Source organism: Niveibacterium sp. 24ML, assembly GCF_026586805.1.
GTDB lineage: Bacteria > Pseudomonadota > Gammaproteobacteria > Burkholderiales > Rhodocyclaceae > Niveibacterium.
Map to the genome: position 1 here is coordinate 91,943 of NZ_JAPFHA010000006.1, position 22,351 is coordinate 114,293.

Here is a 22,351-nt window from a genome sequence, read left to right on the forward strand (position 1 = left end):
CGAGCCCTTTTCAGGGCCCGACTACTCTGCGACGCGTCGCAATCAGAAGCGGAAATGCGAGAAGGCCTTGTTGGCCTCAGCCATGCGGTGAACTTCTTCGCGTTTCTTCATCGCTGCGCCGCGGCCTTCTGCGGCCTCAAGCAACTCACCTGCGAGTCGCTGAGCCATCGACTTCTCGGAACGCTTACGGGCAGCTTCGCGGATCCAGCGCATCGACAGCGCCATGCGGCGCGACGGACGCACTTCAACCGGAACCTGGTAGTTCGCACCACCAACACGGCGACTCTTGACTTCCACCACCGGCTTGACGTTGCTGATTGCACTACCAAACACTTCGAGCGGATCTTTTCCACCCTTGGTCGTGATCACTTCCAGCGCACCGTAAACGATGCGCTCAGCCACAGCCTTCTTGCCGCTCTGCATGATGACGTTGATGAACTTCGAGAGGTCCTGGCTACCGAATTTCGGATCCGGCAGGATCTCCCGCTTGGGTACTTCGCGACGACGGGGCATTTCAACCTCCTGCTATATCTAAAGGGATCAGGACTTCTTTGGACGCTTCGCGCCGTACTTCGAACGCGACTGCTTCCGATCCTTGACGCCCTGGAGGTCAAGCGAACCACGGACGATGTGGTAACGCACACCCGGAAGATCCTTTACACGGCCGCCACGAATCAGGACAACCGAGTGCTCCTGAAGGTTGTGACCCTCACCGCCGATGTACGAGATGACCTCGAAACCGTTGGTCAGGCGAACCTTTGCAACCTTACGAAGCGCCGAGTTCGGCTTCTTCGGGGTTGTCGTGTAGACGCGGGTGCAAACACCACGCTTTTGCGGGCAAGCCTCGAGGGCCGGCACCTTGCTCTTGGAGACCGGGGTTTCCCGACCTTTACGAACGAGTTGATTGATTGTTGGCATTACTCTTCCTTGGATCGCACCACCGATAAAACACGGATTGGGCCGCGATCAGAACGCAGGATTGGCCGACCCCGTAAGGCCGACCCACTAAAGAGGCCGGATTGTAGCCAATCCGGCCTCGTGTCGTCAACGGCAGGTCAGTTGGACGAGGAACCGTCGGCAGCAACTGCCTCAGGCTCGTTGTCGAACGTGACCGCCGGCAGATCGAAGGTCGCACCCGTCTGTGCCTTTCGGGCACGGTGATACGCCAAGCCCGTTCCGGCCGGAATCAGGCGCCCGACGATGACGTTTTCCTTCAGGCCACGCAGCTCGTCGCGCTTGCCCAGGATTGCCGCCTCGGTCAGAACGCGAGTGGTCTCCTGGAACGACGCCGCAGAGATGAAGGAGTCGGTCGACAAGGACGCCTTGGTGATACCGAGCAACATGTATTCGTACTGCGCCGGCATGCGGCCGTCGGCGTTGAGCTTGTCATTTTCGTCCAGCACTTCGGACCGTTCGACCTGCTCTTCGCGGATGAACTTGCTATCGCCCGGATCGGAAATCACGACACGGCGCAGCATCTGACGCACGATCACTTCGATGTGCTTGTCGTTGATCTTCACACCCTGCAGGCGATAGACGTCCTGGACCTCTTCGATGATGTAACGGGCAAGCGCCTCGACACCCTTCAAGCGCAGGATATCGTGCGGATCGGCCGGGCCATCGACGATCGACTCGCCACGCTGCACCACCTGACCATCGTGCACCAGCACGTGCTTATCCTTCGGGATCAGGAACTCATGCACCGTGCCATCCGGCTCGGTAATCACGAGACGCTGCTTACCCTTGGTGTCCTTACCGAACGAGAGCGTGCCGGTGACTTCGGCCAGCATGCCTGCGTCCTTCGGCGAGCGGGCTTCGAACAACTCGGCCACACGCGGCAGACCGCCGGTAATGTCGCGTGTCTTTGCCGATTCTTGCGGAATGCGCGCCAAGACATCACCGACGGAGACTTGCTGCCCATCCTTCACGGTGATCAGCGAGCCGACCTGGAAGGTGATGGTCACAGCGTGGTCGGTGCCGGCGATCTTGACTTCTTCGCCGGTCTCGCTGATCAGCTTGACCTGCGGACGCACGCCCTTGCCTGCCGACTGGCTGCCACGACGCTTTGCATCGATGACAACCAGGGTCGAAAGACCGGTGACTTCGTCGATCTGCTTGGCGACCGTCGAACCCTCTTCGACGTTCTCAAACTTGATCGTGCCGCTGTACTCGGTGACGATCGGACGCGTGTGCGGATCCCAGGTCGCCAATTGCGCGCCGGCCTTCACTGCGCCACCGTCGTCGACCAACAGGGTGGCGCCGTACGGGATCTTGTGGCGTTCACGCTCACGACCCATGTCGTCGGCCACCACCACTTCGGCCGAACGAGCGATAACCACCTTCTCGCCCTTGGCAGTGGTCACATAACGGGTATTGCCGGCGTAGCGGATCGAACCGGCCGACTTGGCCTCGACCGAACTGGCCACCGCTGCCCGCGACGCCGCACCACCGACGTGGAAGGTACGCATGGTGAGCTGCGTGCCCGGTTCGCCGATCGACTGGGCCGCGATAACACCAACCGCTTCACCCGAGTTAACCAGATTGCCGCGCCCAAGGTCGCGCCCGTAACACTGGGCGCACAGACCGTAGCGGGTTTCGCAGGTCAGCGGCGTGCGCACGCGGACTTCGTCGATACCCTGCGCATCGATCAGATCGCACGCGTCTTCGTCGATGAGGGAGCCCGCGTAGATCTCGGTCTCCTGCGTTTCGGGGTTGACGATGTCGTCAGCCGCCACACGGCCCAGGATGCGGTCGCGCAGAGGCTCGACCACTTCACCACCTTCGATGATGGCGCGCATCGTGAAGCCGTTTGCGGTGCCGCAATCGTCCTCGGTCACCACCAAGTCCTGCGTCACGTCGACCAGACGACGGGTGAGGTAACCCGAGTTTGCCGTCTTCAACGCCGTATCCGCGAGGCCCTTACGCGCACCGTGGGTGGAGATGAAGTACTGCAGAACGTTCAGGCCTTCACGGAAGTTGGTCGTGATCGGCGTTTCGATAATCGAGCCGTCCGGCTTGGCCATCAGGCCGCGCATGCCGGAGAGCTGACGGATCTGAGCAGCCGAGCCGCGAGCGCCCGAGTCGGCCATCATGTAGATCGCGTTGAGCGATTCCTGACGGACTTCCTTGCCGAGGTGGTTGATGACCGGCTCGGTACCGAGCTGCTCCATCATCGCCTTGGCGACCTGGTCACCCGCACGACCCCAGATATCGACGACCTTGTTGTAACGCTCACCGTCGGTCACCAGACCGGAGGTGTACTGCTGCGCGATTTCCTTCACCTCATGCGCGGCGGCAGCAATGATGTCGTGCTTGGCGGTCGGCACCAGCATGTCACGCACCGCAATCGACAAACCGGCACGCGTTGCGAGGCGGAAGCCGAATTGCATCAGGCGGTCGGCGAACACCACGGTTTCCTTGAGGCCGCAACGGCGGAAGGCGTGGTTGATGAGCTTGGAAATTTCTTTCTTCTTCAGCGCCTTGTCGATCACCGAGAACGGCAAGCCGGCCGGGAGGATCTCCGACAGGATGGCGCGGCCGATGGTGGTGTTGTAACGCGTAAGCTTCTCGCGCTTTTCACCTTCTGGCGTCAGTTCCACTTCACGCACGCGGATGAAGACGCGGGCGTGCAGCGAAGCCTGGCCGGACTCGTAGGCGCGCTTGGCTTCGGCCACGTCGACAAAGGCCATGCCTTCGCCCTTGACGTTCACCGCCTCGCGGGTCGCGTAGTACAGGCCCAGCACGATGTCTTGCGACGGGACGATGATCGGCTCGCCGTTGGCGGGCGAGAGCACGTTGTTCGACGACAGCATCAGCGTGCGGGCTTCCATCTGCGCTTCAAGCGACAGCGGAACGTGCACGGCCATCTGGTCACCGTCGAAGTCGGCGTTAAACGCCACACAAACGAGCGGATGCAGTTGGATGGCCTTGCCTTCAATCAGCGTCGGTTCGAAGGCCTGAATACCCAGGCGGTGCAGCGTCGGCGCGCGGTTGAGCATGACCGGATGTTCGCGGATCACCTCTTCGAGGATGTCCCAAACCATCGGTTCCTGGCTCTCGACCATCTTCTTCGCCTGCTTGATCGTGGTGGCGTAGCCACGCAGTTCGAGCTTGTTGAAGATGAAGGGCTTGAAGAGTTCCAGCGCCATCAGCTTGGGCAGACCGCACTGATGCAGCTTGAGCTGCGGACCCACGGTAATCACCGAACGGCCCGAGTAGTCGACGCGCTTACCGAGCAGGTTCTGACGGAAGCGGCCGCCCTTACCCTTGATCATGTCGGCGAGCGACTTGAGCGGACGCTTGTTCGCGCCGGTCATGGCCTTGCCACGGCGACCGTTGTCGAGCAGGGAGTCGACCGACTCCTGCAGCATGCGCTTTTCGTTGCGCACGATGATGTCCGGCGCCTTGAGCTCGAGCAGACGCTTCAGACGGTTGTTCCGGTTGATCACACGGCGGTACAGGTCGTTCAGGTCGGAGGTCGCGAAGCGGCCACCGTCCAGCGGCACCAGCGGACGCAGATCCGGCGGCAGCACCGGCAGCACTTCCATGATCATCCAGTCGGGGCGGATGCCCGACTGCGTGAAGGCCTCCAGCACCTTGAGGCGCTTGGCGATCTTCTTGATCTTGGCTTCCGAACCGGTGGTTTCGAGTTCCGAACGCAGGCGCTCGATTTCGCGCGGCAGGTCGATCGAGCGCAGCAGTTCGCGCACGGCTTCGGCACCCATCAGCGCGGTGAACTCGTCACCGTACTCTTCGGTCTTGGCGATGAAGTCTTCTTCGGTCAGCAACTGGCCACGCGTCAGCGGGGTCATGCCGGCGTCGACGACGACGAAGCCTTCGAAGTACAGCACGCGTTCGATGTCGCGCAGGGTCATGTCGAGCACCATGCCGAGACGGCTCGGCAGGCTCTTCAGGAACCAGATGTGGGCAACCACCGAGGCCAGCTCGATGTGACCCATGCGCTCACGGCGAACCTTGGCGAGCGTAACTTCCACGCCGCACTTTTCGCAGATCACACCGCGGTGCTTGAGGCGCTTGTACTTGCCGCACAGGCACTCGTAATCCTTGACCGGGCCAAAGATCTTGGCGCAGAAAAGGCCATCGCGTTCCGGCTTAAAGGTCCGGTAGTTGATGGTCTCAGGCTTCTTTACCTCACCAAAGGACCAGGAGCGGATCTTCTCCGGCGACGCGAGGCCAATGGTGATCGCGTCGAACTCTTCCTCGTTCGGCAGGCTCTGTTTGAACAGATCAGCGAGCAGGCTTTTCATGTTTCGTCACTCCATTCCGAGACGGCAGCGCCGTCTCAGTAGCGGTCCAGGTCGATGTCGATTGCCAGCGAACGGATTTCCTTCACCAGCACGTTGAAGGATTCCGGCATTCCGGCATCGATCTTGTGTTCGCCCTTGACAATGTTTTCGTAGACCTTGGTACGACCGGTCACATCGTCGGACTTCACCGTCAGCATTTCCTGCAGGGTGTAAGCGGCACCGTAGGCTTCCAGCGCCCACACTTCCATTTCACCGAAACGCTGACCACCGAACTGCGCCTTACCACCCAGCGGCTGCTGGGTAACGAGCGAGTACGGGCCGGTCGAACGTGCGTGCATCTTGTCGTCGACCAGGTGGTGCAGTTTGAGCATGTGCTTGTAGCCAACGGTAACCTTGCGCTCGAAGGCTTCACCGGTGCGACCATCGCAAAGCGTGACCTGCTCGCAGCCTTCAAGGCCCGCCAGCTTGAGCATCTTGCCGATTTCCGCTTCGGTCGCGCCATCGAACACCGGGGTCGCAAACGGCACGCCCTTGGTCAGGTTCTGCGCCAGCTCAACGACGTCGCCGTCGCTCAGCGTGTCGAGCGCTTCGTCCTTGCCGCTGGTGTTGTAGATCTCGTTCAGCAGGGCACGCACTTCTTTGGCCGTGGCCTGACGACGCAAGGTCTCGCCGATCTTGTTGCCAAGGCCTTTGGCGGCCCAGCCCAAGTGGGTTTCCAGGATCTGACCGATGTTCATCCGTGACGGCACGCCCAGCGGGTTCAGCACGATATCGACCGGCGTGCCGTTCTCCATGTAGGGCATGTCTTCGACCGGAACGATCTTCGACACCACGCCCTTGTTACCGTGACGGCCGGCCATCTTGTCGCCCGGCTGCAGGCGACGCTTCACGGCGAGGTAGACCTTGACCATCTTCTGCACGCCCGGGGGAAGTTCATCGCCCTGGGTGAGTTTCTTCTTCTTCGCTTCAAAGGCGAGATCGAAGTCCTTGCGGGTCTTCTCGAGGCCTTCTTTCAGCGACTCCAACTGCTGTGCAATCGCCTCGTCGGCCATGCGGATGTCGAACCAGCTGTGCTGTTCGACTTCGGCAAGGTATTCGGCCGTGATCTTGCTGCCCTTGGCGAGCTTCTTCGGCCCACCGTTGGCGACTTGGCCGGTGATCAGACGCTCGATACGCGAGAACGCATCGCGCTCCACGATTCGCATCTGGTCGCCCAAGTCAAGGCGGAAGCTGCGCAGCATATCGTCGATGATCCACTGCGCACGCTTGTCACGCTCGATGCCTTCACGGGTAAAGACCTGCACGTCGATGACGGTGCCGTTCATGCCCGAGGGCACGCGCAGCGAAGTGTCCTTCACGTCGGAAGCCTTCTCACCGAAGATCGCGCGGAGCAGCTTTTCTTCCGGTGTCAGCTGGGTTTCGCCCTTCGGAGTCACCTTGCCGACCAGCACGTCACCGGCGTCGACCTCTGCACCGATGTACACGATGCCCGACTCGTCCAGACGACCCATTTGCGATTCGCCCAGCGACGCGATGTCGCGGGTGATTTCTTCTGCGCCCAGCTTCGTGTCGCGCGCGACGACGGTCAGTTCCTCGATGTGGATCGAGGTGAAGCGGTCGTCGATGACCACGCGTTCCGAGATCAGGATCGAGTCTTCGAAGTTGTAGCCGTTCCACGGCATGAACGCGACCAGCATGTTCTGGCCAAGCGCCAGTTCGCCGAGGTCGGTCGATGCACCGTCAGCCAGCACGTCACCCTTGGCGATGCGGTCACCATTCTTGACGACCGGACGCTGGTTGATGTTCGTGTTCTGGTTCGAACGGGTGTACTTGGTGAAGTTGTAGATATCGACACCCACCTCGCCCTGCACCGTTTCATCGTCGTTCACGCGAACCACGACGCGGCTGGCGTCGACGTAGTCGACCACGCCGCCACGCAGCGCCTGAACCGTCGTACCCGAGTCGACCGCAACCGTGCGCTCGATACCGGTACCGACCAGCGGCTTTTCCGGACGCAAGCAAGGCACCGCCTGACGCTGCATGTTCGCACCCATCAAGGCGCGGTTCGCATCGTCGTGCTCGAGGAACGGAATCAGTGACGCGGCGACCGAAACGATCTGCGACGGCGACACGTCCATGTACTGCACCTGATCCGGCGTCACCAGGGTGAATTCACCCTTGTGGCGGCTCGAGACCATTTCATCGGTCAGCGCACCCTTGGTGTCGAGCTCGGCGTTCGCCTGGGCGATCACATAACCACCTTCTTCGATCGCCGACAGATAGTCGATCTGGTCGGTCACCTTGCCGTCGGCTACCTTGCGGTAGGGGGTCTCAAGAAAACCGTGACGGTTGGTCGTGGCGTAGACAGCGAGCGAGTTGATCAGGCCGATGTTCGGGCCTTCCGGCGTTTCGATCGGGCACACGCGGCCGTAGTGCGTCGGATGCACGTCGCGCACTTCGAAGCCCGCGCGTTCGCGCGTCAAACCGCCCGGGCCCAGTGCCGAGACGCGACGCTTGTGCGTGATCTCGGACAGCGGGTTGGTCTGGTCCATGAACTGCGACAGCTGCGACGAACCGAAGAACTCCTTGATCGCGGCCGAGATCGGCTTCGCGTTGATCAAGTCGTGCGGCATCAGATTGTCAGATTCAGCCTGGTTCAGGCGTTCCTTGACGGCGCGTTCGACACGAACGAGGCCGGCGCGGAACTGGTTCTCGGCCAGTTCGCCAACACAACGCACGCGGCGGTTACCCAGGTGATCGATGTCGTCGATTTCGCCGCGGCCATTGCGCAGCTCAACCAGTACGCCCACGACGGCGAGGATGTCGTCGTTGCACAGCGTGCCGACGCCCTCTTCGCCCTGCGGGCCGATGCGCTCGTAGAGACGGCGCTGCCATTCCGGCGCCTTGTCATCCAGACGCTCCGGATAAGCGCGGCGGTTGAACTTCATGCGGCCGACCGACGACAGATCGTAACGCTCCGGCGCGTAGAAGAGGCCGGCAAACAGCGCTTCAACCGCGTCTTCGGTGGGCGGCTCGCCCGGGCGCATCATGCGATAGATCGCGACACGCGCTTGCCACTGGTCGGCAGTTTCGTCCGAACGCAGGGTCGAGGAGATATAGGCGCCACGGTCGAGATCGTTGATGTACAGGGTCTCGAAAGATTTGACCCCGCCACGCGACAGCTTGGCGAGCACTTCTTCGGTGATCTCGTCGTTCGCGCGAGCAATCAACTCGCCGGTTTCGGCATCGACGACGTTCTTTGCCAGAACGCGCCCGAGCAGGAAGTCTTCCGGCACGGCCATGCTCTTGATGCCGGCTTCGTTCAACTCACGGATGTGCTTGGCGGTGATTCGCTTGTCCTTCGCGACGATCACCTTATCTTTGCCATCGGTGATGTCGAAGCGGGCCACTTCACCACGCAGACGCTCCGGTACCAGCGCGAACTGGAAGTCCGAACCCTTGACTTCAAAGGTATCGAAGTCGTGGAAGGTCGCGAGGATGTCCTCGGCGCTCATGCCAATGGCCTTGAGCAGGATCGTGACCGGCATCTTGCGGCGACGGTCGACGCGGAAGAACAGGAAGTCCTTCGGATCGAACTCGAAGTCGAGCCAGGAACCACGGTAAGGAATGATCCGCGCCGAGAACAGCAGTTTGCCCGAGCTGTGGGTCTTGCCGCGGTCGTGCTCGAAGAACACGCCCGGCGAACGATGCAACTGCGAAACGATGACCCGCTCGGTACCGTTGATCACGAACGAGCCAGTCGTCGTCATGAGCGGAATCTCGCCCATGTAGACTTCCTGCTCCTTCACTTCCTTGATCGTTTCCTTCGCTGCTTCCTTGTCCAGGATCACCAGGCGCACACGCGCGCGCAGCGGCGAAGCGAAGGTCAGACCGCGCTGCTGGCATTCCTTGACATCGAAGGCCGGCTCGCCCAAGGCGAAGTAGACGAATTCAAGGCGCGCGTTGCCTGAATGCGAGGTGATCGGGAAGATCGACTTGAAAGCGGCCTGAAGCCCCTGATCGCGGCGTGCCTGCGGTGGCACATCGGCCTGCAGGAAGGACGTGTAGGACTCAAGCTGAGTGGCGAGGAGGAAAGGCACATCGAGAACGTCCGCACGTTTTGCGAAGCTCTTGCGAATGCGCTTTTTCTCGGTGAACGAGTAGGCCATGGGTTCTCCGGTAAGCGAAGGGCACTGGCAGTCCGTCCGTATGACCCCCCGGAGTCATTTGTAGATCGGACTGGCTAGCCTCGACTGGTGGCTGCGAATCTGGCGGTTGGCCACTACCAACCTATGGCGGACGACGGGAGCGCGGGGTCGGAGCCCCGGCAGGACTCCCGTCCGGCCAGATCCTGGCTTCTGCAGTCGATTCAGAAGACACAGGAAAGCCCACTCAGCGAGCAGGCTTTCCTGTGCACCCCGAAAAGCATAAAAGGCTGGCAACGCCTGAACGTCACCAGCCCGCGCTTTCGCAGGTCGATTACTTGACTTCGACCTTGGCGCCAGCGTCTTCCAGCAGCTTCTTCAGCGCGTCAGCATCAGCCTTGGCGATGCCTTCCTTGACGGGCTTCGGTGCGCCATCAACCAGATCCTTGGCTTCCTTCAGGCCCAGGCCGGTCGCAGCACGCACGACCTTGATGACCTCAACCTTCTTGTCGCCAGCAGCAGCCAGCACCACCGTGAATTCGGTCTGCTCTTCAACTGCAGCAGCCGGGCCGGCAGCCGGGCCAGCAACAGCCATCGCAGCGGCGGACACGCCGAACTTCTCTTCGAACGCCTTGACCAGGTCGTTCAGTTCCATCACCGTCATCGAACCAACGGCTTCAAGGATGTCGTCTTTGGAAATTGCCATTTGTCGTTACTCCAAAATCAGATTTGTACAAACCGTACCGAATACCGGGACAACCGATCAGGCGGCAGCGCCTTCGGTTTCGCGCTTCTTGGCCAACGCGCCAAGCGCGACAGCCATGCCCGAAACCGGCGCCTTCATCACACCCGCCAGCTTCGCAAGGAGTTCCTCGCGGCTCGGGATGTTTGCAAGCGCCTGAACACCAGCCTTGTCGAGCACTTTGCCCGCGTAGCAACCGGCCTTCAGCTTCAGTTTGTCGTTGGTCTTTGCAAAGTCGTTCAGCACCTTCGCAGCAGCAACAGGATCAGCCGAGAAGCTGTAAATCAGCTGGCCGGTCATGTGCTCGGAAAGGCCGGCGAAGGCGGTGTCTGCCACCGCACGACGCGCCAAGGTGTTCTTCAACACACGCAGGTAAACGCCAGCCGCGCGGGCCTTAGCACGCAGGACGGTGACGTCGGTCACCTCAATGCCTGTGTATTCAGCCACGACAACGGTCTGAGCATTGGCCAGCTGTGCAGCGACCTCGGCTACGACGGCTTTCTTGTCGTCTAGATTCAGACCCATGAGGTCTTTCCTCCTATCAAGTCAACACGTGACGACCCAAATGGATCACCACACCCACGGCGACCTGGATCAGGAGCGTGTTGGCACAAACCAACTTAATCCTGTTCTGGATACACCGTCTGCGCTGGCCGCTTTCGCAATTAAGCCCCCGGAAGACTCCGAGGGCGCCTGCGGTCTTTGACGATCCGCGCCACATGAATACGGCGCGGCCCAAAGTTCCTTCACCGAGGCGGCGCTACGCCGCCCCGAAATCACGCAGCAGTAAGGCTGGTGGGTTCGACGCGAACGCCGCCGCCCATCGTGCTCGAAACTGCCATCTTGCGAATGTACTGGCCCTTGACAGCAGCCGGCTTCGCCTTCACCAGGGCGTCAACCAAGGCGCCAAGGTTCTGCTGTAGCGCTTCAACCGTGAACGAAGCACGGCCGATCGTGGCGTGGATGATGCCAGCCTTGTCGGTACGGTACTGAACCTGACCGGCTTTCGCGTTCTTGACCGCGGTGGTCACATCCATCGTCACGGTGCCAACCTTCGGGTTCGGCATCAGGCCGCGCGGGCCGAGGATCTGACCGAGGGCGCCGACGACACGCATTGCATCCGGGGTTGCGATACACAGATCGAAATCGATCGTGCCGCCCTTGACTTGCTCAGCCAGGTCGTCAAAACCGACCACATCGGCGCCGGCAGCGCGAGCTTCTTCAGCCTTGGGGCCCTGAGCAAACACCGCAACGCGAACGGTCTTGCCGGTACCTGCAGGCAGCACGACTGAGCCACGCACCAGCTGGTCAGACTTCTTCGCGTCAACGCCAAGATTCACTGCGACATCGACAGACTCGTCAAACTTCGCCGTGGCGGTTTCCTTGATCAGCGCCAGCGCGTCAGCAACTGCGTAGACACGGTTGCGATCGATCTTCGCGGCGAGCGCCTTCAGACGCTTGGATTGCTTAGCCATCTTAGAGGCCCTCCACAACGATACCCATGCTGCGCGCAGAGCCAGCGATGGTGCGAACAGCGGCTTCGAGATCGCCCGCAGTCAAGTCAACGAGCTTTGCCTTGGCGATTTCTTCGCATTGGGCACGGGTGATCTTGCCAACCTTGTCAGTGTGCGGCTTGGCGGACCCCTTCTGCAGGCCAGCAGCCTTCTTGATGAGGATCGTCGCGGGCGGCGTCTTCATGATGAAGGTGAAGGACTTGTCCGCGAAGGCCGTAATCACCACCGGAATCGGCAAGCCGACTTCCATGCCCTGAGTCTTGGCATTGAAAGCCTTGCAGAATTCCATGATGTTCAAACCGCGCTGACCGAGCGCCGGGCCGATGGGGGGCGAAGGATTCGCCTTGCCGGCCGGAACCTGCAGCTTGATGTAGCCAATAATCTTCTTTGCCATGATGGCTCCTGATTGATGAGTGAAAGCGCGCGTTCGGCAAACCTACTGGCGCTCCTCAACGCCACACCGCTTGCACGATGTGGCAAGGCCCGCGCGAAGCGGGCCGGTACTACTAGACTTTTTCGACTTCGCCGAAGCTCAGTTCAACCGGGGTTGCGCGCCCGAAGATCGTCACCGACACATTGAGCCGGCTCTTTTCGTAGTTCACCGACTCGACGTTGCCGTTGAAATCCGCAAACGGACCTTCCTTGACACGAACCATCTCGCCGATCTCGAACAGGACCTTGGGTTTCGGCTTCTCGACCCCCTCCTGAACCTGCTGGAGAATCTTGTCGACTTCCTTCTGGCTGATCGGCGTCGGCTTGTTCGCAGTTCCGCCAATGAATCCAGTGACCTTTGGCGTGCTCTTGACGAGGTGCCAGGACTCATCGTCCATATCCATCTCGACCAAGACGTAACCGGGGAAGAACTTGCGCTCAGTGGTCACTTTCTGACCATTGCGCATTTCGATCACTTCTTCCACCGGAACAAGAATCTGGCCGAACTTGTCCTGCATCCCCGCACGCGCGATCCGCTCGTCCAAGGCACGCTTCACCGACTTCTCAAAGCCGGAATAGGCGTGTACTACGTACCAGCGCATGCTCACTAGCTTCTCCACTTGAGAACGATGTCGTACAACACCCACTCGAGCGACTTGTCGGTCAACCAGAGAAACAAGGCCATCACCACAACGAAGGCAAACACGATGCCGGTCGTTTGCAGGGTTTCCTTGCGCGTCGGCCAAACAACCTTCTTGACCTCTACGATGGTGTCCGAGGCAAAAACAACGAACTGCCGCCCAGCTTCGGTAAACCAAGCCACGCCGACACCTGCCAGCACGCCAGCAAGCACCGCAAGCACGCGCACAACAGTGGCCTGCTCAGAAAGTAGATAGAAGCCAGCCACGCCGGCAGCCACGAGAAGCAGCGCCAGCGCAAACTTAATTTTGTCGGCCATGGGTGGTAATTACCCGCTATGCGTTATGGCAGGGGCAGAGGGAATCGAACCCCCAACCTTCGGTTTTGGAGACCGACGCTCTGCCAATTGAGCTATACCCCTGCAGCAGAGACTACAAAGCGCCCGCACCAACGGGCGCTTTGCCGGATCGCCCGAGGTTGCCGGGCGATCACACCTTACAACTCTTACTCGACGATCTTGGCAACCACGCCAGCGCCGACGGTACGACCACCTTCGCGGATTGCGAAGCGCAGACCTTCTTCCATGGCGATCGGGGCGATCAGCTTGACGGTGATCGACACGTTGTCGCCCGGCATGACCATTTCGGTGCCTGCCGGCAGCTCGATGGCGCCAGTCACGTCGGTGGTACGGAAGTAGAACTGCGGACGGTAGTTGTTGAAGAACGGGGTGTGACGACCACCTTCATCCTTCGACAGCACGTACACCTCACCGGTGAAGTGGGTGTGCGGCTTGATCGAACCCGGCTTGCACAGCACCTGGCCGCGCTCGACGTCTTCACGCTTGGTGCCGCGCAGCAGCACGCCGACGTTGTCACCGGCCTGACCTTGGTCGAGCAGCTTGCGGAACATTTCAACACCGGTACAGATGGTCTTGACGGTTTCCTTGATGCCGACGATTTCGATTTCTTCGCCGACCTTGACCACGCCGCGTTCAACGCGACCGGTCACGACGGTGCCGCGACCCGAGATCGAGAAGACGTCTTCGATCGGGAGCAGGAAGGGCTTGTCGATCGCGCGCTCCGGCGTCGGGATGTAGGAGTCCAGTGCGTCGGCCAGCGCCATGATCGCGCCTTCGCCCAGCTCACCCTTGTCGCCTTCGAGGGCCTTCAGAGCCGAACCCTTGACGATGGGCACATCGTCGCCAGGGAATTCGTACTTGGAGAGCAGCTCGCGCACTTCCATTTCGACCAGCTCGAGCAGCTCGGCGTCGTCGACCATGTCGCACTTGTTCAGGAAGACGATGATGTACGGCACACCGACCTGACGGGCGAGCAGGATGTGCTCACGCGTTTGCGGCATCGGGCCGTCAGCGGCCGAGCACACCAGGATTGCGCCGTCCATCTGGGCGGCACCGGTAATCATGTTCTTGACGTAGTCAGCGTGACCCGGGCAGTCAACGTGCGCGTAGTGACGGTTGGCCGTCTCGTACTCGACGTGCGCGGTGTTGATCGTGATGCCGCGCGCCTTTTCTTCCGGCGCTGCGTCGATCTGGTCATACGCCTTGGCTGCGCCGCCAAACTTGGCTGCCAGCACGGTGGTGATTGCGGCGGTGAGCGTGGTCTTGCCATGGTCAACGTGACCGATGGTGCCGACGTTCACGTGCGGTTTCGTCCGCTCGAATTTTTCCTTGGCCATGTCGCTACCCCAGAAGTCGAAATAAAAAACCCGGAGAGCGCAATATCGCCGCACCGAGCAAACAAAAACGAATGGTGCCCATGACGTGGATTGAACACGTGGCCTCTCCCTTACCAAGGGAGTGCTCTACCACTGAGCTACATGGGCACGCAAAAAACTGGAGCGGGTGAAGGGAATCGAACCCTCGTCGTAAGCTTGGAAGGCTTCTGCTCTACCATTGAGCTACACCCGCAGGCCGACGACTTTCGCCGCCCGCCTCGCCGCCAGTTACAACGACGAGACTTCTTAATTCTTGGTGGAGGGAGAAGGATTCGAACCTTCGAAGGCAGAGCCGTCAGATTTACAGTCTGATCCCTTTGACCGCTCGGGAATCCCTCCACGTGCGAAGCCAAACACTTTAGAGACACTACGCGTAGCTGTCAACCCCAAGTTCGCTTTGGCGCTCACTTGATACGAATTTCGGTGTGCCTGCGATGCCGCGCAGGGCGTTGCTGGCGAGCTTCAAGCGACTTTCTATAGTGGGTAGACCGTGCTGGTTTTGGCACGAGTGTCTTTAGCCTGACATTGCGGCGGCGCAGCGATGGCGGGCAGCACGGACAATCCGGCGCAGCGCTGATTTCAGCCCCACACCGCAGGGTCTGCGCCTCACAAGGGCGCACGACCGGGCAGAGCAAAAACACGATTTTTGTAGAGGAGTCGCTCATGTCAGAGCAGCCAGTGATTGCCCCAACGCGTGAAGTCAGCCTGGACGACAAGTACGTCGTGCAGTCTGGCCGAGTATTCATGACCGGCTATCAGGCGCTGGTGCGCCTGCTGATGATCCAGCGCGAACGGGATCAGGCAGCCGGCCTCAACACGGCCGGGTTTGTTTCGGGCTACCGGGGTTCGCCGCTTGGCGGTCTTGATCAGACCTTGTGGAAGGCCAAGGGGCACCTGCAGTCGCACGAGATCGTGTTCCAGCCGGGCGTGAATGAGGATCTTGCCGCGACGGCGGTCTGGGGCACGCAGCAGGTGAATCTTTACCCTGGCGCGCGCTTCGATGGCGTATATGCGATGTGGTACGGCAAGGGGCCCGGCGTGGATCGCTGTGGCGACGTCTTCCGCCATGCGAACGCGGCCGGCACAAGCCCGCACGGCGGTGTGCTGGTGATTGCGGGCGACGACCACGCAGCGAAGTCGTCCACCCTGCCGCACCAGACCGACCACTTCTTCAAGTCGATGATGATGCCGGTGCTGGCGCCAGCGGGGGTCCAGGAATACCTGGATTACGGGGTGCACGGCTGGGCACTGTCGCGCTATTCCGGTTGCTGGGTGGCCTTCAAGGCCTTGGCGGACACGGTGGAGACCTCGGCGTCGGTGGATATCGACCCGCAGCGAGTGAAGGTGACGATTCCGACCGACTTCGCCCTGCCGCCCGACGGCCTTAACATCCGCTGGCCCGACCCGCCACTGGTACAGGAAAAGCGCCTGCTCCACTACAAGCTGTATGCCGCACTGGCCTATTGCCGGGCCAATCAGCTCAACCGCATCGTGATCGACTCGCCGCAGCCACGGCTGGGGATCATCACCTCGGGCAAAGCCTACCTTGACGTCCGGCAGGCGCTGGATGACCTTGGGCTGGACGAACGGCTTGCGGCGGAGATCGGCATCCGGCTGTACAAGGTCGGCATGGTCTGGCCGCTGGAGGCGGAAGGCGTGCGGCACTTCGCCGAAGGCCTGGACGAGATCCTCGTGGTTGAGGAAAAACGTCAGCTGCTCGAATACCAGCTCAAGGAAGAGCTCTACAACTGGCGCGAGGACGTGCGCCCGCGCGTGGTGGGCAAGTTCGACGAAAAGGGTGAGTGGGCGCTGGTTGAAGCGTCGCACGGCCGCGTCTCGCACGGAGACTGGCTCTTGCCTGCCGCGGGGGAGCTGACACCGGCGATGATTGCGCGCGCCATCGCCAGCCGCATCGCGCGCTTCCATACCTCAGACCGCATGAAGGCGCGCCTGGCCTTCCTCGAAGCGAAGGAACAGGCCCTGGCGCGCAAAGTGTTCGCGATCGACCGCGTTCCGACCTTCTGCCCCGGCTGCCCGCACAACACCTCGACCAAGGTGCCTGAAGGCTCGCGCGCGGTCGGTGGCATCGGCTGCCACTACATGGTGACCTGGATGCACGGGCGCAACACCACCACCTTCACCCACATGGGTGGCGAGGGCGTCACCTGGGTCGGGCAGGCGCCCTTCACCAGCACGCAGCACGTCTTTGCGAACCTGGGCGACGGCACCTATTTCCATTCCGGTCTGCTTGCGGTGCGCCAATCGGTGGCGGCGCACCATCGCGCCCGCCAGGCCGGTGAGCGCGCGCCCGGCATCACCTACAAGATCCTCTACAACGATGCGGTCGCGATGACCGGTGGCCAGCCGATCGACGGCGTGCTCACCGTGCCGATGATCGTTGCGCAATTGCAGGCCGAAGGGGTGCACAACCTCGTGGTGGTCACCGACGGCACCGAGCGCGCCTACGGCCCGGCCGATCTGGCGCACGTGCCGGTGCGCCATCGCGACGAAATGGATGCGATCCAGCGCGAGTTCCGCGATCTGCCCGGCGTCTCGGCCATCATCTACGACCAGACCTGTGCGGCCGAGAAGCGCCGCCGCCGCAAGCGCGGCACCTTCCCCGATCCGCAAAGGCGCGCCTTCATCAACGAAAGCGTCTGCGAAGGCTGCGGCGACTGCGGCGTGCAGTCGAACTGCATGGCGATCCTGCCGGTGGAAACCGAGTTCGGCCGCAAGCGCGCGATCGACCAGTCCGCCTGCAACAAGGACTACTCCTGCCTCAACGGTTTCTGCCCCAGTTTTGTCACCATCGAAGGCGGCAAGCTGCGCAAGGGGCGCGCGCTCACGGGCCACCTCGACACCGCGTTTGTCGTGCCGCCGCCGCAACTCCCTTCAACCGCGCAGCCCTTCGGCATTCTGATCACCGGCGTGGGCGGCACCGGCGTCGTGACGATCGGCGCGCTGATCGGCATGGCCGCGCACATCGACGGCAAGGGCGTCACGGTGCTCGACATGACCGGCCTGGCCCAGAAAGGCGGTTCGGTCTATTCGCATGTGCGGATCGCCGATCGCCCCGAAGATCTGCACGCGGTGCGGGTCGCGGCGGGCGAAGCCAACGCGCTGATCGGCGGCGACCTGATCGTTTCAGCCTCCGACGAAGCGCTGGCAAAGATGGCGCTGGGCACGACGCGCGCGGTGGTGAGCTGCGCCCAGTCGCCGACTTCGGAATTCGCGCACAACCCCGACTGGAAGTTCCCGCTCGACAAGATGCAGGCCGCGATCACCGATGCGGTCGGCCCCGGCGCGGTGGACTTCCTCGATGTACAGAAGCTGGCCACCGCGCTGATGGGCGACGGCATCGCATCGAACCTCTTCCTGCTCGGTTACGCCTGGCAGAAAGGCCTGGTGCCGGTATCCGAGGCCGCCTTGCTGCGCGCGATCGAGATGAATGGCGTGGCCGTCGACATGAACAAGGCCGCGCTCACCTGGGGCCGCCGCGCCGCCTGCGACCGTGCCGCGGTAGAGCGCGCCGCCGCGCCGGCGCCGGTGATTCCGCTCAAGGCTTCGCAAACGCTCGATGAACTGATTGCCTCGCGCGTCGCCTTCCTCACCGCCTACCAGGATGCAGACTGGGCCGAGCGCTATCGCAAGCTGGTGGAAGCGGTGAGGCACGCCGAAAGCGCCTTGGGCAGCACCCAGCTGACCGAGGCGGTGGCGCGCAACCTGGCAAAGCTGATGGCCTACAAGGACGAGTACGAGGTCGCACGGCTCTACACCGATCCGGCCTTCCTTGAGCGCGTCGGCGCCACCTTCGACGGCGACTACCGCATCAAGCTGCATCTGGCCCCCCCGCTGTGGGCCAAGCCCGACCCGGTGACCGGCAAGATCCGCAAGATCGAGTACGGCGATTGGGTGCTCACCGCGTTCCGCTTCCTCGCCAAACTGAAGGTGCTGCGCGGCGGGCGTTTCGACGTGTTCGGCTACACCCGCGAACGCCGCATGGAGCGCGCGCTGATTGCCGAATACGAGGGCGACATCAGCCGCCTGTGCGAGCGCCTGAGTGCAGAGCGGCTTGAGCTTGCCGTGCAGATCGCACAACTGCCGGAAAAGATCCGCGGCTTTGGCTATGTGAAGGATCGCAATCACGCAGAGACCGCGCGCGAGCGCGACGCGCTGTGGCTGCGCTGGCGGCAGGCCGAGCAAGGCGGCAAGCCGCCGCTCAAGGTGGTCGCCGCCGCGTAAGCGCAGGCCCGCAAACGGCGCTCAAGCACTGGCAAGCGAGCGCCGTTAACGCTGCCTGGCGCCCGCGCGGCGCGATTCATCGGGGGGCGGGCGATGCGATGGGCTCGATTGCGCTGCGTGCTGGCGTTGGGCGGCATGCTGCTCGCCGCCACCGCCACGGCTACCACCATGGCCGCGGCCAGCCCGCAGCCGTATGAATCGCTTGCCAGCTGGCTCGCGCCAACACCAGGGCCGGGCAACCAGGGGCACAAGCGCATCGCCGTCCTGATGCACGATCAGCGCAACGGCGGCGTCGTGGGGGTCTATCGCGGGCTTGAGGCGGCCGCCGCAACGCTGGGCTGGACGCTGATCCCTGCCAACGGGCAGGACGACCCGAAGATCCTTCGCCTGCAGATGATGCAGGCGCTGACCGGCGAGGCCGATGCCGTCGTGCTGCTGGGCGTGCCCGCCACCCAGCTCGATGATCTGCTGGCCAAGGCAAAGCAATGGCGCATTCCGGTGCTGGGCTGGCACGCAGTGGCCGAACCGGGCAGCCGCGACGGGCTGTTCACCAATGTCAGCACCTCACCCTACGCGGTGGCGAAGCAGGTCACCGACTACCTGGTCAACAGCCACAGCGGGCGGATCGGCATTGTGCTGATCAGCGACAGCCGTTTCCCGATTGCCGCCCACAAGAGCGCCACCCTGCAGGCGGTGCTGGCCAGCTGCCGCCGTTGCGAGCTGCTCGAAACCGTGGACATCCCGATTTCTCAGGCTCGCGACCGCGTCCCCGCCGCGGTGGCTGCCCTCAATGCACGCCACGGACGCGCGTGGACACACACGGTGGCCATCAACGATGTCTACTTCGACCACATCAACGTGCCGCTTGCCGAACTGGGGCGCAGTGACATCCGCCACATCGCAGCCGGCGACGGCGCCTCGGTGGCCATCAGCCGCATCGCGTCGGGCAAGTCGCAGCAGATCGCGTCGGTCGGCGAGCCGCTTGACCAGCAAGGCTGGCAGCTGGCCGACGAACTCAACCGCGCATTTGCCGGGCTCTCCCCGAGCGACTTGCAAAGTGCGCCGATCCTTCTCACCACGGCGCGGCTGCGGGGCCTGAATGCCCCCCATGCCGGCAAAGCCGATGCACACCGGCGCTTCTACGCCCGCACCTGGCGCACGCCCGCCGGCCCCGGCCATGACAACATCCTGCGCGTCAGCTACCCGCGCGCACAAACGCTCGACGACCAACGCGTGAACTACCCGATCGAGCTCCTTGACCTGGCCCTGCGCGCAGCCGGCACCCGCTTTGTGCTGCAGCCGTCGCGGGTCAGCATGAAGCAACACCGCGCAATGGCCGAGATGGCAGCCGGCGACGCAGTGTCGGTCGTGTGGAGCATGACTTCACGTGAGCGCGAAACCCAGTACCGCGCCATCCGCATCCCGATTGACAAGGGGCTCTTCGGCTGGCGGATTCCGCTGGTGCGGCGCGACGCGCTGCCGCGCTTTGCCGCAATCACCGAAGCGGCCGAGCTCAAGCGCCTGGTCGCCGGGCAAGGCCACGACTGGCCCGATACGCAGATCCTGCGCGACGCCGGCTTCCAGGTCAGCACCAGCGTCGAAGAGAACCTGCCGCGCATGCTTGCCGCGCAGCGCTTCGACTGGTATCCGCGCGGACTGCCGGAAGTGTGGCAGGAAGCCGCAAGCCTGGCGGGCGACGATCTGGTCGTCGAACCCACCCTCGCCCTGCACTACCCGACCGCCATCTACTTCTTCGTCCGGCGCGACAACGCCAGGCTGGCCGGCCTGATCGAGCGCGGCCTGGAAGCGGCCATGCGTGACGGCCGCTTCGAGCAACTCTTCCAGGCCACCCACGGCGATGCCATCGCCCGCGCGCGCCTTGCGGATCGGCGCATCATCGAACTCCCCAATCCCCTGCTCCCACCGGACACCCCGCTTGCGCGCAAGGCGCTCTGGCACAACCCGACGCCGCCGCACGCAGGCGAAGCCCGCCAAGACTGACGGCGCAATCCCCCGCGCGCACTTGCGTCCGGGCGCCCACTTCGGGAACCATGCGTGCCATGCGCCTTGCCTACTTCCCCGCCACGCGTGCCCTCGTCGCCCAGTTGCTGGGCGCCTGCTTCGTCGTGCTGCTGAACAAGATCGGCGTGCTCTACGGTTTGCCGTTGCTGGCGCTTGCCAGCCTGCAGGGGGTGTTTGCCGCCCTCGCCGCCGCACTGATGCGGGCCGATCGCTGGTGGCTGCCCTTGCACCTGGTGTTCCTGCCCGGCGTGGTGGCGGCAGCGGGCCTGGGCCTGCCGGCATGGGTGTGGGCCGCAGCCTTCGCGCTGTTGGCCTCGGTGTACTGGACCAGCTTTCGCACGCAAGTGCCCTTGTTTCTCTCCAATCGCAAGACCGTCGCCACCTTGAGCGCCGCGCTGCCCGATGGGGCGCTCACGGTGCTCGATGTCGGCAGCGGCACCGGCAGTTTCGTGCGGGCATTTGCCCGCTTGCGGCCAGACTCACAGGTGCACGGCATCGAAGCAGCGCCCGCCCCGGCGGCCATCGGCGCGTGGCTGGCGCGCCATCAAAGCAATGCGCACCTGTCGCGCGGCGACTTCTTCGCGGCCGACTGGTCGGGCTATGACGTGGTCTACGCCTTCCTCTCGCCGGTGCCGATGGCCGAGGTGTGGGCCAAGGCGTGCGCGCAGATGCGTCCGGGCGCGGTGCTGATCAGCAACTCCTTCGCGGTGCCGGATGTCGCCCCCGACGGCACGCTCGATGTGGCTGACCGTCGCAAAACAAGGCTTTACTGTTACACCATTGGTGCCGTTAAAGAGGGTGACACGCCCCGCCCACGCCTGATCTGGCCCACGCGGCGCACCGCAAAGAAGCCACATCCGATCACGATTACAGCCCGCTGAGCCTTGCTGCCGGCGGCCCGGAGACCCACGCACCATGGCAGAAATCATTTCGATCATCGGCAACAAGGGCGGCACCGGAAAGACAACGCTTTCGCACACGCTCAGCCACGGCCTGACCCTGCTGGGCCGCCGCGTCGCCTGCGTGATGACCGACGAAGACCGCGAGCCGCTCTCGCCGGTGGGCCGGCGCTATGTGATTGCCGACGCCCGCTCGCCGGTGGCGCGCGACAAGGTGGTTGAAAAGCTGCGCGATCTGAAGAGCTGGATCGGCGTGCTCGACGGTGGCGCCAACCGCTCGATTACCGACATCACGCTGTACCAGATGTCCGACGTGGTGCTGCTCCCCTTCCGCGATTCGGCCGAAGATCTGCGCACCGTGATGCGCGATCTAGACCTCTTCCCGAAAGCCTGGGCGCTGCCCTCGCAATGGCCGCGCAACCGCTTCCAGCTTGACGCCGCCACGCGCCTGATCGACACCCTGCCGCTCGAATTCCGCGAGCGCATCCTGCCGCCCTTCTTCGCGCTATCGGCCTCCAAGGTCTTGCTGCAGGAACGCGTGCCGGAAGAGTTGCCGGCGCAACTGAACAACGGCGCCCGCGCGCTGGCCAAGCAGATCATGGCCATCTTCGAAGACCCCTTCGACGATGTGGCCGACGCGCTGGGGCGCGCCGCGCAAGACGGCGATCTCTCGGAAGAGGCCGACGAAGTCTGAGCGCCCGGGCTGGGCTATGAT

Annotated in this window: 15 protein-coding genes and 4 tRNA genes; 4 read left to right on the plus strand and 15 right to left on the minus strand. The window is 62.8% G+C overall.

Annotated elements, in window-relative coordinates; all coding sequences use genetic code 11:
* Positions 1–42: 42 nt before the first annotated feature.
* From rpsG to OPU71_RS07330, 15 genes are all read right to left on the minus strand, one after another.
* Complete coding sequence (gene rpsG / locus OPU71_RS07260) at positions 43–513, minus strand: 30S ribosomal protein S7 (protein ID WP_267726734.1); 471 nt, start codon at positions 511–513, stop codon at positions 43–45.
* Between the two features lie 27 nt (positions 514–540).
* A complete protein-coding gene (gene rpsL / locus OPU71_RS07265; RefSeq protein ID WP_172205340.1) occupies positions 541–918 on the minus strand; it encodes a 30S ribosomal protein S12 in 378 nt (125 codons plus the stop codon).
* Between the two features lie 137 nt (positions 919–1,055).
* Positions 1,056–5,267: a DNA-directed RNA polymerase subunit beta' gene (gene rpoC / locus OPU71_RS07270; RefSeq protein ID WP_267726737.1), complete on the minus strand. Its 4,212-nt coding sequence runs from the start codon at positions 5,265–5,267 to the stop codon at positions 1,056–1,058.
* 35 nt (positions 5,268–5,302) lie between these two features.
* Positions 5,303–9,436, minus strand: a complete 4,134-nt coding sequence (gene rpoB, locus OPU71_RS07275; RefSeq protein WP_267726739.1) for a DNA-directed RNA polymerase subunit beta — start codon at positions 9,434–9,436, stop codon at positions 5,303–5,305.
* 310 nt (positions 9,437–9,746) lie between these two features.
* The gene (rplL, locus tag OPU71_RS07280; protein WP_267726741.1) at positions 9,747–10,118 is read right to left on the minus strand and encodes a 50S ribosomal protein L7/L12; all 372 of its coding nucleotides are present in this window, start codon (positions 10,116–10,118) and stop codon (positions 9,747–9,749) included.
* A 57-nt stretch (positions 10,119–10,175) separates the two neighbouring features.
* Positions 10,176–10,679, minus strand: coding sequence for a 50S ribosomal protein L10 (rplJ, locus tag OPU71_RS07285; RefSeq protein ID WP_267726743.1), 504 nt, complete (start codon positions 10,677–10,679; stop codon positions 10,176–10,178).
* Positions 10,680–10,930: 251 nt separating this feature from the next.
* Positions 10,931–11,629, minus strand: a complete 699-nt coding sequence (rplA, locus tag OPU71_RS07290) for a 50S ribosomal protein L1 (RefSeq protein ID WP_267726745.1) — start codon at positions 11,627–11,629, stop codon at positions 10,931–10,933.
* Between the two features lies 1 nt (position 11,630).
* A complete protein-coding gene (gene rplK, locus OPU71_RS07295) occupies positions 11,631–12,062 on the minus strand; it encodes a 50S ribosomal protein L11 (RefSeq protein WP_267726747.1) in 432 nt (143 codons plus the stop codon).
* A gap of 112 nt (positions 12,063–12,174) precedes the next feature.
* The gene (gene nusG / locus OPU71_RS07300; protein WP_324256041.1) at positions 12,175–12,708 is read right to left on the minus strand and encodes a transcription termination/antitermination protein NusG; all 534 of its coding nucleotides are present in this window, start codon (positions 12,706–12,708) and stop codon (positions 12,175–12,177) included.
* On the minus strand, positions 12,708–13,058 hold the full coding sequence (secE, locus tag OPU71_RS07305) for a preprotein translocase subunit SecE (protein WP_267726752.1): 351 nt from the start codon (positions 13,056–13,058) through the stop codon (positions 12,708–12,710). The genes nusG and secE overlap by 1 nt, the downstream gene beginning before the upstream one ends.
* A gap of 26 nt (positions 13,059–13,084) precedes the next feature.
* Positions 13,085–13,160: transfer RNA gene (locus tag OPU71_RS07310), tRNA-Trp, on the minus strand.
* A gap of 83 nt (positions 13,161–13,243) precedes the next feature.
* A complete protein-coding gene (gene tuf / locus OPU71_RS07315; protein ID WP_267726754.1) occupies positions 13,244–14,434 on the minus strand; it encodes an elongation factor Tu in 1,191 nt (396 codons plus the stop codon).
* A gap of 72 nt (positions 14,435–14,506) precedes the next feature.
* Positions 14,507–14,581: transfer RNA gene (locus tag OPU71_RS07320), tRNA-Thr, on the minus strand.
* Positions 14,582–14,592: 11 nt separating this feature from the next.
* Positions 14,593–14,666 (minus strand) — tRNA-Gly (locus OPU71_RS07325).
* Positions 14,667–14,727: 61 nt separating this feature from the next.
* Positions 14,728–14,812 (minus strand) — tRNA-Tyr (locus OPU71_RS07330).
* A 324-nt stretch (positions 14,813–15,136) separates the two neighbouring features.
* On the opposite strand from OPU71_RS07330, the gene OPU71_RS07335 reads away from it, so the two are divergent.
* The 4 genes from OPU71_RS07335 to OPU71_RS07350 all read left to right on the plus strand — a co-directional run bounded on the left by OPU71_RS07335 (position 15,137) and on the right by OPU71_RS07350 (position 22,330).
* Positions 15,137–18,715, plus strand: coding sequence for an indolepyruvate ferredoxin oxidoreductase family protein (locus tag OPU71_RS07335; RefSeq protein ID WP_267726757.1), 3,579 nt, complete (start codon positions 15,137–15,139; stop codon positions 18,713–18,715).
* Between the two features lie 93 nt (positions 18,716–18,808).
* Positions 18,809–20,716: a substrate-binding domain-containing protein gene (locus OPU71_RS07340; RefSeq protein ID WP_267726759.1), complete on the plus strand. Its 1,908-nt coding sequence runs from the start codon at positions 18,809–18,811 to the stop codon at positions 20,714–20,716.
* 50 nt (positions 20,717–20,766) lie between these two features.
* Positions 20,767–21,618, plus strand: a complete 852-nt coding sequence (locus tag OPU71_RS07345; protein ID WP_267726761.1) for a class I SAM-dependent methyltransferase — start codon at positions 20,767–20,769, stop codon at positions 21,616–21,618.
* Positions 21,619–21,652: 34 nt separating this feature from the next.
* Positions 21,653–22,330 (plus strand): hypothetical protein, encoded by a 678-nt coding sequence (locus OPU71_RS07350; protein WP_267726763.1) that lies wholly within the window; start codon positions 21,653–21,655, stop codon positions 22,328–22,330.
* The last annotated feature ends 21 nt before the right edge of the window (positions 22,331–22,351 follow it).

What these genes read in the sequence shown, in the direction of transcription:
- rpsG (WP_267726734.1), bottom strand. Translation starts at nt 513, where the DNA reads ATGCCCCGTCGTCGCGAAGTACCCAAGCGGGAGATCCTGCCGGATCCG.
- rpsL (WP_172205340.1), bottom strand. Translation starts at nt 918, where the DNA reads ATGCCAACAATCAATCAACTCGTTCGTAAAGGTCGGGAAACCCCGGTC.
- rpoC (WP_267726737.1), bottom strand. Translation starts at nt 5,267, where the DNA reads ATGAAAAGCCTGCTCGCTGATCTGTTCAAACAGAGCCTGCCGAACGAG.
- rpoB (WP_267726739.1), bottom strand. Translation starts at nt 9,436, where the DNA reads ATGGCCTACTCGTTCACCGAGAAAAAGCGCATTCGCAAGAGCTTCGCA.
- rplL (WP_267726741.1), bottom strand. Translation starts at nt 10,118, where the DNA reads ATGGCAATTTCCAAAGACGACATCCTTGAAGCCGTTGGTTCGATGACG.
- rplJ (WP_267726743.1), bottom strand. Translation starts at nt 10,679, where the DNA reads ATGGGTCTGAATCTAGACGACAAGAAAGCCGTCGTAGCCGAGGTCGCT.
- rplA (WP_267726745.1), bottom strand. Translation starts at nt 11,629, where the DNA reads ATGGCTAAGCAATCCAAGCGTCTGAAGGCGCTCGCCGCGAAGATCGAT.
- rplK (WP_267726747.1), bottom strand. Translation starts at nt 12,062, where the DNA reads ATGGCAAAGAAGATTATTGGCTACATCAAGCTGCAGGTTCCGGCCGGC.
- secE (WP_267726752.1), bottom strand. Translation starts at nt 13,058, where the DNA reads ATGGCCGACAAAATTAAGTTTGCGCTGGCGCTGCTTCTCGTGGCTGCC.
- tuf (WP_267726754.1), bottom strand. Translation starts at nt 14,434, where the DNA reads ATGGCCAAGGAAAAATTCGAGCGGACGAAACCGCACGTGAACGTCGGC.
- OPU71_RS07335 (WP_267726757.1), top strand. Translation starts at nt 15,137, where the DNA reads ATGTCAGAGCAGCCAGTGATTGCCCCAACGCGTGAAGTCAGCCTGGAC.
- OPU71_RS07340 (WP_267726759.1), top strand. Translation starts at nt 18,809, where the DNA reads ATGCGATGGGCTCGATTGCGCTGCGTGCTGGCGTTGGGCGGCATGCTG.
- OPU71_RS07345 (WP_267726761.1), top strand. Translation starts at nt 20,767, where the DNA reads ATGCGTGCCATGCGCCTTGCCTACTTCCCCGCCACGCGTGCCCTCGTC.
- OPU71_RS07350 (WP_267726763.1), top strand. Translation starts at nt 21,653, where the DNA reads ATGGCAGAAATCATTTCGATCATCGGCAACAAGGGCGGCACCGGAAAG.